Below are 16,324 nucleotides of genomic sequence, written 5' to 3'. Positions count from 1 at the left end.
ATGAGTTACGCTGAGTTTGACGCCATCCAAATCGGCATTGCCTCCCCGGAGAAGATCCGTGAGTGGTCTTACGGCGAGGTCAAGAAGCCGGAGACCATCAACTACCGCACCCTCAAGCCCGAGCGCGACGGCCTGTTCTGCGAGCGCATCTTTGGCCCCACCAAGGACTGGGAGTGTCACTGCGGTAAATATAAGAAGATCCGCTACAAGGGCAAGATCTGTGACCGCTGCGGCGTCGAGGTGACCCGTGCCAAGGTCCGCCGTGAGCGCATGGGCCACATCGAGCTGGCCGCCCCTGTGTCCCACATCTGGTACTTCAAGGGTATCCCCTCCCGGATGGGCCTGCTGCTGGACATCTCTCCCCGTATTCTGGAGAAGGTGCTCTACTTCGCCAGCTATATCGTCACCGATCCCGGCTTCTCTCCTCTGGCCAAGAACCAGATCCTCTCCGAGAAGGAGTACCGCGACATGCGGGAGAAGTACGAGGACGACTTCGAGGCCGGCATGGGCGCCGAGGCCGTGAAGAAGCTCCTGCAGGACATCGATCTGGAGCAGCTCTCCGAGCAGCTCCGGGCCGAGCTGAAGGACGCCTCCGGCCAGAAGAAGATGCGCATTGTCAAGCGCCTGGAAGTGGTGGATGCCTTCCGGATCTCCGGCAACAAGCCCGAATGGATGATCATTGACGTGCTGCCCGTCATTCCCCCGGAGCTGCGCCCCATGGTGCAGCTGGACGGCGGCCGCTTCGCCACCTCTGACCTGAACGACCTGTATCGCCGGGTCATCAACCGCAACAACCGCCTCAAGCGCCTCATCCAGCTCAACGCGCCCGACATCATCGTGCGCAACGAGAAGCGGATGCTCCAGGAGGCGGTGGACGCCCTCATCGACAACGGCCGCCGCGGCCGTGCCGTCACCGGCGCCAACAACCGCGCCCTCAAGTCTCTAAGCGACATGCTCAAGGGTAAGCAGGGCCGCTTCCGCCAGAACCTGCTGGGCAAGCGCGTGGACTACTCCGGCCGTTCCGTTATCGTGGTCGGCCCCGAGATGAAGATCTACCAGTGCGGTCTGCCCAAGGAGATGGCCATTGAGCTCTTCCGTCCCTTCGTCATGAAGAAGCTGGTGGAGGACGGCGTGGCCAACAACATCAAGTCCGCCAAGAAGATGGTGGACAAGGGCAAGGCCGAGGTGTGGGACGCCCTGGAGTTTGTCATCAAGGAGCATCCCGTCATGCTCAACCGCGCCCCCACGCTGCACCGCCTGGGCATCCAGGCCTTTGAGCCCGTGCTGGTCGAGGGCCGCGCCATCAAGCTCCACCCCCTGGTGTGTACCGCCTTTAACGCCGACTTCGACGGCGACCAGATGGCCGTTCACGTCCCCCTGTCCGCCGAGGCCCAGACCGAGGCCCGGGTGCTCATGCTCTCGGCCAACAACCTGCTGCGGCCCCAGGACGGCGGCCCCGTCACCGTGCCCACCCAGGACATGGTGCTGGGTTCCTACTACCTGACCTTTGAGCGCTATCCCGCCCACGACAGCGAGGAGGTCTATGAGGACTGCGCGGCTGTCCGCGCTGCCCTGGCCGAGGGGAAGATCACCGTGGCCGACATGGTGTGGGTGAAGAATCCCGGCTCTCTGGACGACATCCCCACCGTGGCCGACATCGCCGCCAACACCCCCGACGGCGAGCTCCCCCGGGAGTGCCTGCCGGTGTACGGCAGCGACAATGAGGCCCGCCTGGCCTATGACGAGGGCGAGCTGGAGCTGCACGTGCCCATCATGGTCCGCCGCAGCATGGAGGTCGACGGCGTGGAGCAGCACAAGATGGTGCGCACCACCGTGGGCCGCCTGATCTTCAACGAGGGCATCCCCCAGGATCTGGGCTTTGTGGACCGCACCAACCCCGAGACCATGTTCGAGCCCGAGATCAACTTCATCACCGGCAAGAAGCAGCTGGGTAAGATCATCGACAAGTGCATCACCAAGCACGGCTTCACCGTTTCCGCCGGCGTGCTGGATACCATCAAGGCCAAGGGCTACAAGTTCTCCACCCGCGGCTCCCTGACCGTCTCCATCTACGACATGACCATCCCCGAGAAGAAGTACGGCATGATCGCCGATACCGAGAAGGAGATCGTCAAGATCGAGCGCCAGTACAAGCGCGGCTTCCTGACCAACGAGGAGCGCTACCGCCTGGTGGTGTCCGCCTGGGAGAAGACCACTGCCGACGTGTCCAACGCCCTGATGGAGGGCCTGGACCGCTACAACCCCATCTGGATGATGGCCGACTCCGGCGCCCGTGGTAGCTCCGCTCAGATCCGTCAGCTGGCCGGTATGCGCGGCCTGATGGCCGATACCTCCGGCCGTACCATCGAGATCCCCATCAAGTCCAACTTCCGTGAAGGTCTGTCCGTGCTGGAGTACTTCATCTCCGCTCGAGGCGCCCGTAAGGGTATGGCCGATACCGCTCTGCGTACCGCCGACTCGGGTTACCTGACCCGCCGTCTGGTGGACGTGTCCCAGGAAGTGATCATCCGCGAGCACGACTGTGGTACCGACGACGGCATCATGGTCTCCGAGATCAGCGAGAACGGCCAGGTCATCGAGACCTTCGGCGAGCGCCTCAAGGGCCGCTATCCCGTGGAGGACATCTGCGATCCCAAGACCGGCGAAGTCCTCATCTCCAAGGACCGCATGATGGTGCCCGACGACGCCGCCATGCTGGAGGAGCACGGCATCCACGCCGTGAAGATCCGCTCCGTGCTGACCTGCCGCGCCCGCAGCGGAGTATGTTCCAAGTGCTACGGCATCAACCTGGCCATCGGCGAGCCGGTGGGCGAGGGCGAGGCCGTCGGTATCATCGCCGCTCAGTCCATCGGTGAGCCCGGTACCCAGCTGACCATGCGTACCTTCCACACCGGCGGCGTCGCCGGCGGCGATATCACCCAGGGTCTTCCCCGCGTCGAGGAACTCTTCGAGTCCCGTCGGCCCAAGAAGATGGCCCAGCTGGCCGAGATCGGCGGCCGGGTATCCATCGAGGAGACCAAGCGCAATTCCATGTGCAACCTGAGCATCACCGCCCCCGACGGCGAGGTGGTCACCTATCCGCTGCCCTACAGCGCGGGCATCCGCGTGAAGGACGGCGAGACCGTGGAGAAGGGCTTCGCGCTCACCGAGGGCGCCCTCTATCCCCAGGACGTCATCCGCATCCGGGGCGTCCACGCGGTGTACGACTACCTGATCCGCGAGGTCCAGAAGCCCTACCGTCAGCAGGGCGTTGACATCAACGACAAGCACATCGAGGTCATCTGCCGTCAGATGATGCGCAAGGTGCGGATCGAGGACGCCGGCGATTCCAACCTGCTCTCCGGCTCCACCGTGGAGCTCATCGAGTTTGAGGACGCCAAGGAGGCGGTCCAGAAGCGTATCGACGCCGGCGAGACCAACGACGGCATGGAGCTGCGTCTCCCCACCGCCACCCGCCTGCTGATGGGTATCACCAAGGCCTCTCTGGCCACCGAGTCCTTCCTGTCCGCCGCCTCCTTCCAGGAGACCACCAAGGTCCTCACCGAGGCCGCCATCAAGGGCAAGGTGGACCACCTGCTGGGCCTGAAGGAGAACGTCATCATCGGTAAGCTCATCCCGGCCGGCTCCGGTCTGTCGGTCTACCGCAAGTATGACAAGATCGAGGACGAATGCACCTGCGGCTGCGAGCATGAGCACAGCCACGAGGAGAGCGTCCCCGAGCAGGCCGATGAGATCGTCGGCATCGCCCCCAAGGAGGAGGAGATCCTCTCCATCACCATGGATGAGGGCGCGGAGGACTGATCGCACAGCCCATTGATCTGACTGTTTATCAAAAGGCTCCGGAGCCATGCTCCGGGGCCTTTTGTCCGTCTTGAAAAGACGCATGGGTCGCCCAAAGAGAGAAAGAACACTCCATCCGGCGATTTGACGGGGAAAAGCGTGGAAAAAGGAGAAAAAAACAGAGCTTTTTTGCTTGACGGATGGGGTTTCCTATGCTATAATTCAAAATCGCGCAGGTGTACCTGCCGCAGACAGGAAATACCCCTTTGTGCGGTGTTTCCAAGTGCAACGACAGGAGGCGTGCATGGTGCTGACTCAACTGAAAACAGGCCCCAAGGTCGTGGGTGTGAAGCAGACCAAGCGCGCGCTGGGCGATGGCAGAGCGGCCAGAGTTTTTCTGGCAGAGGACGCCGATCCCCGTGTCATTGAACCGGTAGAGACCCTCTGCCGGGAGCGCGGTGTACCTGTGGAGCGCGTGCCCCATATGAAGGAACTGGGCACGGCCTGCGGCATTGCGGTGGGTTCCGCCGTGGCCGCACTATTAACTGGGTTTTAACGGAATCATCTTCGGAGATTCGGTTAAAATAATACAATCAACCCATTAAGAAAGGAGGAACTACTCATGCCTACTTTTAATCAGCTCGTGCGCAAGGGACGTCAGGCTGCGACCTACAAGTCCAACTCTCCCGCCATGCAGTACGGCCTGAACACCCTGAAGAATCGTGAGACCGATCTGCCCTCTCCCCAGAAGCGAGGTGTCTGCACCGCGGTCCGTACGGCTACTCCTAAGAAGCCTAACTCCGCTCTGCGTAAGATCGCTCGTGTGCGTCTGACCAACGGCTACGAGGTCACCGCCTACATTCCCGGTGTCGGCCACAACCTGCAGGAGCACTCCGTGGTCATGATCCGCGGCGGCCGTGTTAAGGACCTGCCCGGCGTTCGTTACCACATCATCCGCGGCACTCTGGATACCCAGGGCGTCAATGGTCGTATGCAGGCCCGTTCCAAGTACGGCGCCAAGCGTCCCAAGGCCGGCAAGGGCGGCGCGAAGAAGTAATCTTCCGCAGGGATGCATGCACACCGGCGCGGAATGCGCCACATTTGAATTGCATTGTGCGCTTACGCGCAAGGCAAATCGCCTTGCCGAGCGTTTACCATATAGGGGTAGACCTCGGACAGGCACTGGACAAGCAGGCACTTGTCTTTACACGGGCCGCATGAGCGGTTCGAGTACCTATGAAATCATACTATGAAGGAGGGAAGCAAAGTGCCCAGAAGAGGTAATGTACCCAAGCGGGAGGTTCTGCCTGATCCGCTTTATAACTCCGTCCTGGTGACCAAGCTCGTCAACAGCATCATGCTGGATGGCAAGAAGGGCGTGGCCCAGAAGGTGGTCTACAGCGCTTTCGATATCATCAAGGAGAAGACCGAGAAGGATCCTCTGGAGGTCTTCACTGCCGCTCTGGAGAACATCATGCCGTCCCTGGAGGTCAAGGCCCGTCGTGTCGGCGGCGCCACCTATCAGGTGCCCATCGAGGTTCGTCCCGAGCGCCGTCAGACCCTTGGTCTGCGCTGGCTGACCAATTACTCCCGCGCCCGCAGCGAGAAGACCATGAAGGAGCGTCTGGCTGGCGAGATCATGGACGCCGCCAACAACCTGGGTTCCGCTGTCAAGAAGCGCGAGGACACCCACAAGATGGCCGAGTCCAACAAGGCCTTCGCTCACTACCGCTGGTAAGGAGGGTAACAGCATATGGCTAGAAAGGTTACCCTGGAAAATACCCGCAACATCGGCATCATGGCTCACATCGATGCCGGTAAGACCACTACCACCGAGCGCATCCTGTTCTACACCGGTGTTAACTACAAGATCGGTGAGACCCATGATGGTACCGCCACCATGGACTGGATGGCTCAGGAGCAGGAGCGCGGCATCACCATCACCTCCGCTGCTACCACCTGCTACTGGAAGGGTTCCAAGGATCAGTTCCCCCAGACCCGTATCAACATCATTGATACTCCGGGTCACGTGGACTTCACCGTCGAGGTGGAGCGCTCCCTGCGCGTGCTGGACGGCTCTGTGACCGTTATGTGCGCCAAGGGCGGCGTTGAGCCCCAGTCTGAGACTGTGTGGCGTCAGGCCGACCACTACAAGGTCCCCCGCATGATCTACGTCAATAAGATGGACATCATGGGCGCTGACTTCTACAACGTGCTGAACATGATCCACGACCGCCTCAAGTGTAACGCCGTGCCCATTCAGCTCCCCATTGGCTCCGAGGATACCTTCAAGGGCATCATCGACCTGGTGGAGATGAACGCCGACATCTACTACGATGATCTGGGCAAGGATATGCGCGTGGAGGAGATCCCCGCTGACATGCTGGAGCTGGCTCAGGAGTACCGCACCAAGCTCATCGACGCTGTCGCTGACATCGACGACGAGATCATGGAGCTGGCCCTGGAGGAGCAGCCCGTCCCCGTGGAGAAGATCCGCGCTGCCCTGCGCCACGGCACCATCGAGAACCTGCTGGTTCCCGTGACCTGTGGTACTTCTTACAAGAACAAGGGTGTGCAGAAGCTGCTCGACGCCATCGTCGACTTCATGCCCTCCCCCCTGGACATCCCCGCCATCAAGGGCGTGGATCCCGACACCGAGGAAGAGGACGAGCGTCCCGCCGACGACTCCGCCCCCTTCTCCGCGCTGGCCTTCAAGATCATGACTGACCCCTATGTGGGCCGTCTGTCCTTCTTCCGTGTGTACTCCGGTACTCTGAGCACCGGTTCTTCCGTGCTCAACTCCACCAAGAAGCAGAAGGAGCGCATCGGCCGCATCCTGCAGATGCACGCCAACCACCGCGAGGACATCGAGGTTGTGTACTCCGGCGACATTGCCGCCGCCGTGGGTCTGAAGAACACCACCACCGGTGATACCCTCTGCGATGAGAAGGCTCCCATCATTCTGGAGTCCATGGAGTTCCCCGAGCCCGTTATCCGCGTCGCCATCGAGCCCAAGACCAAGGCTGGTCAGGAGAAGATGGGCCTGGCGCTGGTGAAGCTGGCCGAAGAGGACCCCACCTTTAAGACCTACACCGATGAGGAGACCGGTCAGACCATCATCGCCGGCATGGGCGAGCTCCACCTGGAGATCATCGTCGACCGTCTGCTCCGCGAGTTCAAGGTCGAGGCCAACGTGGGCGCGCCCCAGGTTGCCTACAAGGAGACCATCAAGAAGTCTGTCGAGCAGGATACCAAGTATGCCCGTCAGTCCGGCGGTAAGGGCCAGTACGGTCACGTCCGCATCAAGATCGAGCCCAACGAGCCCGGCAAGGGTTACGAGTTCCTCAACGAGATCACCGGCGGCGTCATCCCCAAGGAGTATATCCCCGCGGTCGACGCCGGTATCCAGGGCGCCATGCAGGCGGGTATCCTGGCCGGTTACCCCGTTGTGGACGTGAAGGTCCACCTGACCTTCGGCTCCTACCACGAGGTCGACTCCTCTGAAATGGCGTTTAAGATCGCCGGTTCCATGGCCTTCAAGGAGGCCTGCCGCAAGGCTGACGCCGTGCTGCTGGAGCCTGTGATGAAGGTTTCCGTCATCGTGCCCGACGAGTATCTGGGCAACGTGATCGGCGACCTGACCAGCCGCCGCGGCATGATCCAGGGTCAGGAGAGCCGTCCCGGCGCCACCCAGGTGGATGCCCTGGTGCCTCTGGCCAGCATGTTCGGCTACGCTACGGACCTGCGTTCTTCCACTCAGGGCCGCGGCCAGTACTCCATGGAGCCTCACAGCTATGTGGAGATTCCCAAGAGCATTGCTGAGAAGATCATTGCTGAGCGCGGCCGCAAGGACGCTGAGTAAGCAGGTCTAAAAATGAGGTTGCATTTTATCCATTCCTAGGATAAAATAGCATCATCATCCCATCTTTTTCAATGTATTTGATTTGAATTTAAGGAGGATATCAAACATGGCTAAGCAGAAGTTTGAGCGCACTAAGCCCCATGTCAACATCGGCACCATCGGCCACGTTGACCACGGCAAGACCACCCTGACCGCCGCCATCACCAAGTACCTGGCTCTGAAGGGTCAGGCTCAGTACGAGGACTACTCCAGCATCGATAAGGCTCCCGAGGAGCGCGAGCGCGGCATCACCATCAACACCGCTCACGTTGAGTACGAGACTGACGCTCGTCACTATGCTCACGTTGACTGCCCGGGCCACGCCGACTATATCAAGAACATGATCACCGGTGCTGCCCAGATGGACGGCGCTATCCTGGTTATCGCTGCTACCGACGGCCCCATGGCTCAGACCAAGGAGCACATCCTGCTGGCCCGTCAGGTCGGCGTGCCCGCCATGGTCGTGTTCCTGAACAAGTGCGACCAGGTCGACGACGAGGAGCTGCTGGAGCTGGTTGAGATGGAGGTCCGCGAGACCCTGTCCAGCTACGAGTTCCCCGGCGATGACATCCCCGTCATCAAGGGTTCCGCTCTGAACGCTCTGACCTGCGAGGGCGGCGTGGACGATCCCGACTACAACTGCATCAAGGAGCTGATGGACGCTGTCGACAGCTACATCCCCACTCCTGACCGTAAGGCTGACCTGCCCTTCCTGATGCCCGTCGAGGACGTCTTCACCATCACCGGCCGCGGCACCGTGGCCACTGGCCGTGTTGAGCGTGGCCAGATCAAGATGGGCGAGGAAGTCGAGATCGTGGGTCTGTCCGACGAGAAGAAGAAGACCACCGTTACCGGCATCGAGATGTTCCGCAAGCTGCTGGACTACGCTGAGGCTGGCGACAACATCGGCACCCTGCTGCGCGGCATTGCCAAGACCGACATCGAGCGCGGTCAGGTTCTGTGCAAGCCCGGCTCCATTCACCCCCACACCAAGTTCGTGGGCCAGGTGTACGTCCTGAGCAAGGACGAGGGCGGCCGTCACACCCCCTTCTTCAACAACTATCGTCCTCAGTTCTACTTCCGTACCACCGACGTGACCGGCGTCATCACCCTGCCCGAGGGCACCGAGATGTGCATGCCCGGCGATAACGTCGACATGAAGGTCGAGCTGATCACCCCCATCGCCATCGAGAAGGGCCTGCGCTTCGCTATCCGCGAGGGCGGCCGTACCGTTGGTTCCGGCGTCGTCATCGACATCGAGGAGTAATTTAAGCTCTTTCAGAGCGGCGGTCCTTAGGGACCGCCGCTCTTTTTTATGGGGCGGCTAGGTGGACAGACTTTGACAGAAACTTGCCCTTTCCATCAAATTATGATACACTGTGTTTCCTGGAAATCAGATTATGAGTCTTTGGAAAGGAGTCGAATCAGATGTCTGCTACACCCATTCCATCGCCCAGTGCAACCGCTGGACCGGTGGATGAGATTTTGGATACCGCAGGAAGTTCCGTCACCGATGTGATCAATGAAGTGGTTGATTCCACCGGACTGGCGCCCATCCTGAAGGATTTTACCGGACTGACCCCTGCAAGGCTGATCTCCTTGGCACTCCTGATCGTATGCTGTCTTGCCGTGATCAAGGTGATCCAGCATTTTCTGAATCGGATTTTGGAGCGCGGGAAGATCGAAAAGAGCCTGCATACCTTTTTGCGGACCAGTGTGAACATCCTGCTCTGGTTCCTGTTTGCGCTGATTGTGGCCAGCGCCCTGAACATCGACGTGACCTCTCTGGTGGCGGTGTTGAGCGTGGTAGGCCTTGCCATTTCCCTGGCCGTACAGGGGAGCTTGTCCAATCTGGCGGGAGGGATCCAGGTCCTGCTGTCCAAGCCCTTTAAAGTGGGGGACTACATCGAGACCAACAGCGTCAGCGGAACGGTGGCGGAGATCAGCATGTCCCACACCAAGCTGGTGACGGTGGATAACAAGATCATTTTTGTGCCCAACAGTGAGATCTCGGCGGCCAAGATCGTCAATTATAACGCTCAGGAGAACCGCCGGGTGGATCTGACCTTCAATACCTCCTATGATGACACCACGGAGGCGGTGATCGGGGCCATTCGGGGTGTGATCGATGCCCATCCGATGGCGCTCTCCGATCCGGAGCCCTTTGTGCGCCTGTCGGCCTTCCGGGACAGCTCGGTGGAATATACGGTGCGGGTCTGGTGCCGGACGGAGGATTACTGGTCTCTCTATTTTGACCTGCTGGAGCAGGTACGTGCGGCCTTTGACCGCGCGGGGATTGATTTGACCTATCCGCACTTCAACCTCCACGTGCTGGAGGGGAAGAGCGGATCGGAAAGGAGTTCATAATCACATGACAAAAAATCGCGCCCTGAACCAGGGATTGCAGCTGCTGCTGGCGGCGGAAGGGCTTCAGCTCCTGCTGGGCCTGGCCAATCTGGTGGGATTGAGCCAGCTGTTCTTCTCCGGATTTTTGAGCCTGGGATGCATGGCGATGACGCTGGCGGGGCTGTACACCCTGCGCAGTGTTGACGGGTCCTATCAGCTGGCTTTCCACTTTTCCATTGCCAATGTGGTTGTGGTCTTTGCCGGTTCGATCGCGGCCTCCATTTTGGGAGTGATGATCACCCTTGAGATCCTTCCGGTACTGGTGCTCCTCCTCAGCTGCATCGCACAGATCCTGGTCTGTCTGGTGGTCCGCTTCTGCTGCCGGGCCACGTGCGGACAGCTGATGGAGCGGAGAGCGGACGGCCTGGCGGCACAGGGAGAGCAGGCGGCGCTGCTCTATATCATCGTAACCGCTGTGGCGGTCTTCAGCTATGTGCTGAGCCTGCTGCCCACGCCGGCCGGCGTCATGCGCTTTGTGACCATCCTGGCCAATGTGCTGCTGCTGACGGCCATGGGAATGTACGTCAAATTCCTCTTTTTGAGCATGAAGACCCTTGCGGTGGAATAGAAAAATGTTCCAGGAACTCGTTCCTGGAACATTTTTTATGGGATTTTTCAGGTGGGCATGGTCAGACCGTGGATAAAGCCGCCCAGTGCGTTGGACAATACGTCCCCGCCGATCACGGTGTTTCGATAGAGGAGCAGACCGGCCTGAACACCGCTCTCTCCCGTTGGGTAGTTGGTGACGGCATACGTATAGCGTTTGACCCGCTTTCCGCGGTATTTGGTCAGGTCAAAGCCCTGTTGTGCCTGAAGATCCAGATATTGGGTGTATGTGTCGTCAAATTCTTCCGGGATCTGCAGTTCCTCCACCGAGATGGGCTCGGGGGAGACCTCCCAGCCATAGGAGGCCAGATAGGCGATCCGATCCTCGTTGGTTTTGATCCCCTTGCCGCTGACCGTGGCGGAGGCCTCCGCATCCTGTGTCTGCAAAGCCGCCACACCTGTCAGCACACAGCCGCAGATCAGCACGGCGGCCGCAACGCCGGCGACGATGCGCCCCCGGCTGAGCCGAGTCGTCCAAATAAACACAGCGCAACGCTCCTTTCCATTCTTTGTCTCTATGGATATGTGCACCCGGAAAAAAATATGATACAATAGCACCGATTGGATCTCGCGCCGGAAGGCGATGGAAGAAACGGAGCAAGGAACATGGAACGACTGGATAAGATCCTCTCTGGCACGGGACGCTGGTCCCGGCGGGAGGTCAAAGAGCTGGTGCGCGCCGGCCGGGTGACGGTGAATGGAAGCAAGGCGCGCTCTGCGGAGGAAAAATACGACCGGGAGGGGCTGGTGCTGGAAGTGGACGGCCTCCCGGTCTCCGGGGAGAAGTATACCTATCTCATGCTGCACAAGCCGGGAGGGGTGGTCTCTGCCACCGAGGACCCACGGCAGAAGACCGTGCTGGATCTGCTGCCGCCCCACCTGAAGCGGATTGGGCTCTTTCCGGCCGGGCGGCTGGACCGGGATACGGAGGGACTGCTGCTGCTGACCAATGACGGGGCCCTGGCCCACGATCTGCTCTCCCCGCGCAAGCATGTGGACAAGACCTACTTTGTGCGGGTTGACGGGGTCCTGAATCAGGAGGACTGCGCCGCCTTTGCCGCCGGGATGAAGCTGGAGGATGGACTGGAATGCCTGCCCGCCGGTCTGGAGCGTCTGGAGCGCCCGGATGAGGGGATCGTCACCCTGCGGGAGGGAAAGTACCACCAGATCAAGCGGATGCTGGAGGATCGGGGGAAGCCGGTGGTCTATCTCAAGCGCCTGACCATGGGGCCTCTGGTGCTTGACCCGTCGCTGGAGAAGGGACAGTGGCGCCCTCTGTCAGCGGAGGAAGTACAGGCACTGCGGGAGCATGGGCCCCGCGCGGGCAGAAAGGAAACGCTGTAGTTCGGCATTTTCCACAAAAAACTTTACACAACCTATTGAAAAGAGAAAAAAAAGCCGCTATAATAGTTCCATATGAGTGAAATGGTAGAAATGCGTGTGAATTTTTGAGAAGGGTTCCCAACGCAAGTACAAAGTTTAGGGGGGCATTGTAAATGTCTAGCAGGATTTTTCAAAGCGTCGTTCTCCAAATGAAGGACAGCACGGACCGGGCCATCGGCGTGATCGACTCCGAGGGAACGGTGGTCGCCTGCAACGAGCTTACCTGCATTGGCGAGCGTTGGCCTGGTGTGGTAGAGGCGGTCAACAGTGGTGAGGGCAACGCCGTGGCCTATGAGGGCCGCACCTTCAAGACCCTGACCGGCTGGGGCTCCCAGTTTGACTATGCCGCCTTTGTCCGTGGAGATGACGCCGAGGCAAAGCTGGTGTGCTCCATGGCGGTGGTGGCCCTCAATGGCGCCAAGACCTATTATGAGGAAAAGCACGACAAGGCGACTTTTATCAAGAATATTATTTCGGACAACATTCTTCTGGGCGATATCTATGTCCGGGCCAAGGAGCTTCATTTTGTCTCCGAGCTGCCCCGGGCCGTGTTCCTGATCCGTCAGGTGGAGAGCAATGATGTGGCCGCCATTGACGTGGTGCAGAATCTCTTCCCCGACAAGCAGACCGACTTTGTGCTCTCCATCAGCGAGACCGACGTGGCCCTCATCAAGCAGCTCAACGAGGGGACCGAGGGCAAGGACCTCTACAAGATCGCCAAGCAGGTGGAAGAGGCCATCACCGAGGAGCTCAACATCAAGGTGGTCATCGGTATCGGCACCATCGTGGGGCACATCCGGGATCTGGCCCGCGCCTACAAGGAGGCCCAGGTGGCCATCGAGGTGGGCAAGGTCTTTGACACTGAGAAGTCCATCATCAACTATGAGAACCTGGGGATCGGCCGCCTGATTTATCAGCTGCCCACCACCCTGTGTGAGATGTTCCTGCAGGAGGTCTTTAAGAAGAATCCCATTGACGCGCTGGATCAGGAGACACTCTTTACCATCAACAAGTTCTTTGAGAACAACCTGAACGTGTCCGAGACCGCCCGGAAGCTCTTCGTCCACCGGAATACCCAGGTCTACCGCCTGGAGAAGATCAAGAAGCTCACCGGTCTGGACCTGCGGGAGTTCGACGACGCCATCACCTTCAAGGTGGCCCTGATGGTCAAGAAGTACCTCATCTCCCGCGGCATCGACAACTGAGCATGAGAAGTCTGCGGACCGCTGCGGCGTGACAGCGCCCGGGATCCGCGGCAATACCGGCAGAGCCGGATATGGAACGATGCAGAATACAGAAACACAGGAGCACTCTGTATTCTGCATTCTTCTTATACAGTTCCTTTACATAAAAGAGGTAGTTATGATTCGTTTTATCGATATCTATAAGGCCTATGACAATGGGACCAAGGCATTGAAGGGCATTTCCATGCGCATTGACGACGGGGAATTTGTCTTTCTGGTCGGCCCCTCCGGTTCGGGAAAGTCCACCATCATCAAGCTGATCACGGCGGAGGTGGCCCCCACCGATGGACGTCTCATGGTCAACGGCTATAACCTGAACACCATCCGGCCCAGACAGGTGCCCTATATGCGCCGGACTCTGGGCGTTATCTTTCAGGACTTCCGCCTGATCGAGAAGAAGAGTATCTACGACAATCTGGTCTTTGCCATGCGGGCCGTGGGCGCCTCCCCCCGGGAGATCAAGAAGCGCATCGCCTACGTGCTGGAGCTGGTGGGACTGGACACCAAAGCCGACCGGCGGCCGGATGAGCTCTCGGGCGGCGAACAGCAGCGCGTGGCCATCGCCCGGGCGCTGGTCAACAATCCCAGCATGATCATCGCGGACGAGCCCACGGGAAACCTGGACCCCCAGCGCTCACTGGAGATCATGATGCTGCTGGAGAAGATCAATGAGCTTGGCACCACCGTGCTGGTGGTCACCCATGAGAAGGAGCTGGTCAACCGCTTTGCCAAGCGGGTGATCGCCATCGAAAACGGACGGATCATCAGCGACGGAATGGGCGGGTATTACGACAATGAGACGATTTAATATTGGTTACTTTTTTGTAGAGGGCTTTCAGAGCATCTTTACCCATGGACTGATGTCCTTTGCGGCGGTGTGTATGATCATCTGCTGTCTGCTGATCATGGGTTCCTTCTCTCTGGTGGCGGTCAACCTGGACAATATGCTGGGGGACTTCGAGAAACAGAATGAGTTTCTGGCCTACATCGACGAGACCTACACCGAGGAACAGGCCCGTGCCCTGGAGGAACAGATTCTGGCGATACCCAATGTGGCGTCGGCAGAATTTATGAGCCGGGGGCAGGCCAAAGAGGAATTTGCCGCCAAGCAGGAGGAGACCGAACTCTTTGAGAGCCTGCCCGATACGGTGCTGCGGGACCGCTTCCGGATCCATGTGAACGATCTCAACCAGCTTCGACAGACGGTGGAGCAGGTGAAGGGGATTACCGGCGTGGCGGAGACCAGCGCGGCCTATGAGGTTGCGGAGGGCTTCACCGTGGTGCGCAACGTGGCAAGCGGCGTGGCGGTGATTCTGGTGGCCATTTTGCTGCTGGTCTCTCTCTTCATCATCACCAACACCATCAAGCTGGCCACCTTCAACCGCCGGGAGGAGATCGCCATCATGAAGATGTGCGGCGCCACCAACGGATTTGTGCGCTGGCCCTTTGTGTTTGAGGGATTGATCCTGGGACTGGTGGGCGCGCTGCTGGCCTACCTCATCCAGTGGGGCGTGTATACCCTCATCGGAAAGGCCATCAATGCGTCGGACACCATGCAGCTCATCACCATTCTGCCCTTTGAGCAGATGGCCATGATGGTGCTGGGCGTCTTCCTGGGCACCGGTTTTGTGATCGGTGTGGGAGGAAGCTTGATGGCGATTCGTAAGTTCCTTCAGGTTTAATACAAGGAGTAATATGTCTATGGCGAAGCAGACAAGAAAGAAACCGGAAAAGGAGAAGTGGGGCGTTCACCGCGTGGTGGTGGCAGGGCTTGCGCTGCTGATGGCGGCGCTGATGATTCTGCCCATGGTCAGCATGATCGTCAGCGGCACGGCCGGCGCAGTGAGCCAGTCGGAGATCGACAAGCTCAAGCAGGAGCAGCAGGCCTCCAAAGACCGCCAGGAGGAGCTCAAGCAGGAGCTGAACGACCTCAAGAACGATCAGGCGGATGCCCGGGCCAAGCGGAACATCCTTCAGCAGCAGCTGGAGGCCATCAACACGGAGCTGACCAACATCCAGAACCAGATCACCTATTATGACGGCGAGATCGCCCAGAAGGAAGCCGAGCGGGTGGAGGCTGTGGCCCGGGAAGAGGCCCAGTACGAGCTCTTCTGCCAGCGGGTGCGGGCCATGGAGGAGGGCGGAAATGTCTCCTACTGGTCCATCATCTTCCAAGCGGAGGACTTTACCGATCTGCTGGACCGGATCAACATGGTCGATGAGATCATGAGCTATGACCAGGCCGTCATGGACGAGCTGGTGGCCACCCGTAAGCAGATCGAGACCCTCAAGGCCGATCTGGAGACGGCCCGCGCCGAGCAGGAGGCCAAGAAAGCAGAGCAGGAGGCCAAAAAGGCCGAGCAGAAGCAGAAGGTGGCCGAGGCCCAGGCACTGCTGGATCAGATCAACGCCGACGCCGCTGAGGTCAACCGTCAGCTGGAGGCTGAGAGCGCGGCGGCCGCTGAGATCCAGAAGGAGATCGTGGCCAAGCAGAAGAAGCTGGAGGAAGAGCGCAAGCAGAACAACATCGTTCTGGACCCGGGCGGCGACTATCTGTGGCCCCTGCCCGGCTACTATAAGCTCACTTCTGCCTTTGGCTACCGGATCCATCCCATCACCCATCGGCCCCAGAGCCACACCGGCATTGACATCCCGGCGCCCGGCGGCACGGCCATCAAGGCCTGCAAGGGCGGACAGGTGGTCACGTCGGCCTATCACAGTTCCTACGGAAACTATGTGGTCATCGACCACGGCAACGGCAACTCCACCCTCTATGCCCACATGAGCAGCCGGGCGGTGTCCGAGGGACAGATGGTGAGCCAGGGACAGGTCATCGGCTATGTGGGGACCACGGGTTCCTCCACCGGAAACCATCTGCATCTGGAGATCCGGGTCAACTACACCCGGACCGACCCGGAGAAGTGCTTCCCGGGACTGTATAACTCGTTTGTACGCGCATATAACTGGTAAGCTGTCATAGAAT

14 protein-coding genes are annotated in these 16,324 nt (G+C 59.6%); 13 read left to right on the top strand and 1 reads right to left on the bottom strand.

The genetic code is table 11. The features are described 5' to 3' along the window. The 8 genes from rpoC (at nucleotide 1) to H8S34_RS02340 (ending at nucleotide 10,676) form a co-directional block, all read left to right on the top strand. Nucleotides 1-3,822: a DNA-directed RNA polymerase subunit beta' gene (gene rpoC, locus H8S34_RS02375; RefSeq protein WP_243207877.1), complete on the top strand. Its 3,822-nt coding sequence runs from the start codon at nucleotides 1-3 to the stop codon at nucleotides 3,820-3,822. 286 nt (nucleotides 3,823-4,108) lie between these two features. After that, on the top strand, nucleotides 4,109-4,357 hold the full coding sequence (locus H8S34_RS02370; protein ID WP_101694023.1) for a ribosomal L7Ae/L30e/S12e/Gadd45 family protein: 249 nt from the start codon (nucleotides 4,109-4,111) through the stop codon (nucleotides 4,355-4,357). A gap of 66 nt (nucleotides 4,358-4,423) precedes the next feature. Continuing rightward, entirely contained in the window at nucleotides 4,424-4,858 is a 435-nt protein-coding gene (gene rpsL, locus H8S34_RS02365) for a 30S ribosomal protein S12 (RefSeq protein WP_101693868.1), read from the top strand. Between the two features lie 210 nt (nucleotides 4,859-5,068). After that, nucleotides 5,069-5,539 carry a 30S ribosomal protein S7 gene (rpsG, locus tag H8S34_RS02360; protein ID WP_180956904.1) on the top strand — a complete coding sequence of 157 codons (471 nt, stop codon included), beginning with the start codon at nucleotides 5,069-5,071 and terminating at the stop codon, nucleotides 5,537-5,539. A gap of 15 nt (nucleotides 5,540-5,554) precedes the next feature. Then, nucleotides 5,555-7,663 (top strand): elongation factor G, encoded by a 2,109-nt coding sequence (gene fusA, locus H8S34_RS02355; RefSeq protein WP_101693866.1) that lies wholly within the window; start codon nucleotides 5,555-5,557, stop codon nucleotides 7,661-7,663. A gap of 106 nt (nucleotides 7,664-7,769) precedes the next feature. Continuing rightward, nucleotides 7,770-8,969, top strand: coding sequence for an elongation factor Tu (tuf, locus tag H8S34_RS02350; RefSeq protein ID WP_186962922.1), 1,200 nt, complete (start codon nucleotides 7,770-7,772; stop codon nucleotides 8,967-8,969). Between the two features lie 161 nt (nucleotides 8,970-9,130). Then, on the top strand, nucleotides 9,131-10,069 hold the full coding sequence (locus tag H8S34_RS02345) for a mechanosensitive ion channel family protein (protein ID WP_186962921.1): 939 nt from the start codon (nucleotides 9,131-9,133) through the stop codon (nucleotides 10,067-10,069). A gap of 4 nt (nucleotides 10,070-10,073) precedes the next feature. Beyond that, nucleotides 10,074-10,676 carry a hypothetical protein gene (locus tag H8S34_RS02340; RefSeq protein ID WP_186962920.1) on the top strand — a complete coding sequence of 201 codons (603 nt, stop codon included), beginning with the start codon at nucleotides 10,074-10,076 and terminating at the stop codon, nucleotides 10,674-10,676. 47 nt (nucleotides 10,677-10,723) lie between these two features. Here the strand turns inward: H8S34_RS02340 and H8S34_RS02335 are convergent, their stop codons facing one another. Further along, nucleotides 10,724-11,200, bottom strand: coding sequence for a DUF4830 domain-containing protein (locus H8S34_RS02335; RefSeq protein ID WP_101693862.1), 477 nt, complete (start codon nucleotides 11,198-11,200; stop codon nucleotides 10,724-10,726). Between the two features lie 120 nt (nucleotides 11,201-11,320). On the opposite strand from H8S34_RS02335, the gene H8S34_RS02330 reads away from it, so the two are divergent. The 5 genes from H8S34_RS02330 to H8S34_RS02310 all read left to right on the top strand — a co-directional run bounded on the left by H8S34_RS02330 (nucleotide 11,321) and on the right by H8S34_RS02310 (nucleotide 16,311). After that, nucleotides 11,321-12,058, top strand: coding sequence for a pseudouridine synthase (locus H8S34_RS02330; RefSeq protein ID WP_186962919.1), 738 nt, complete (start codon nucleotides 11,321-11,323; stop codon nucleotides 12,056-12,058). A gap of 152 nt (nucleotides 12,059-12,210) precedes the next feature. Further along, complete coding sequence (locus H8S34_RS02325) at nucleotides 12,211-13,302, top strand: PucR family transcriptional regulator (RefSeq protein ID WP_186962918.1); 1,092 nt, start codon at nucleotides 12,211-12,213, stop codon at nucleotides 13,300-13,302. 157 nt (nucleotides 13,303-13,459) lie between these two features. Continuing rightward, entirely contained in the window at nucleotides 13,460-14,149 is a 690-nt protein-coding gene (ftsE, locus tag H8S34_RS02320) for a cell division ATP-binding protein FtsE (protein ID WP_101693859.1), read from the top strand. Beyond that, nucleotides 14,136-15,023: a permease-like cell division protein FtsX gene (gene ftsX, locus H8S34_RS02315; protein WP_101693858.1), complete on the top strand. Its 888-nt coding sequence runs from the start codon at nucleotides 14,136-14,138 to the stop codon at nucleotides 15,021-15,023. The genes ftsE and ftsX overlap by 14 nt, the downstream gene beginning before the upstream one ends. A gap of 19 nt (nucleotides 15,024-15,042) precedes the next feature. After that, nucleotides 15,043-16,311 (top strand): murein hydrolase activator EnvC family protein, encoded by a 1,269-nt coding sequence (locus H8S34_RS02310; protein WP_243207876.1) that lies wholly within the window; start codon nucleotides 15,043-15,045, stop codon nucleotides 16,309-16,311. The last annotated feature ends 13 nt before the right edge of the window (nucleotides 16,312-16,324 follow it).

The organism is Pseudoflavonifractor hominis (assembly GCF_014288125.1).
Taxonomy (GTDB): domain Bacteria; phylum Bacillota; class Clostridia; order Oscillospirales; family Oscillospiraceae; genus Pseudoflavonifractor_A; species Pseudoflavonifractor_A gallinarum.
The sequence above is the reverse complement of the archived record's forward strand: the minus strand, read 5'-3'. Positions and strand labels throughout refer to the sequence as shown.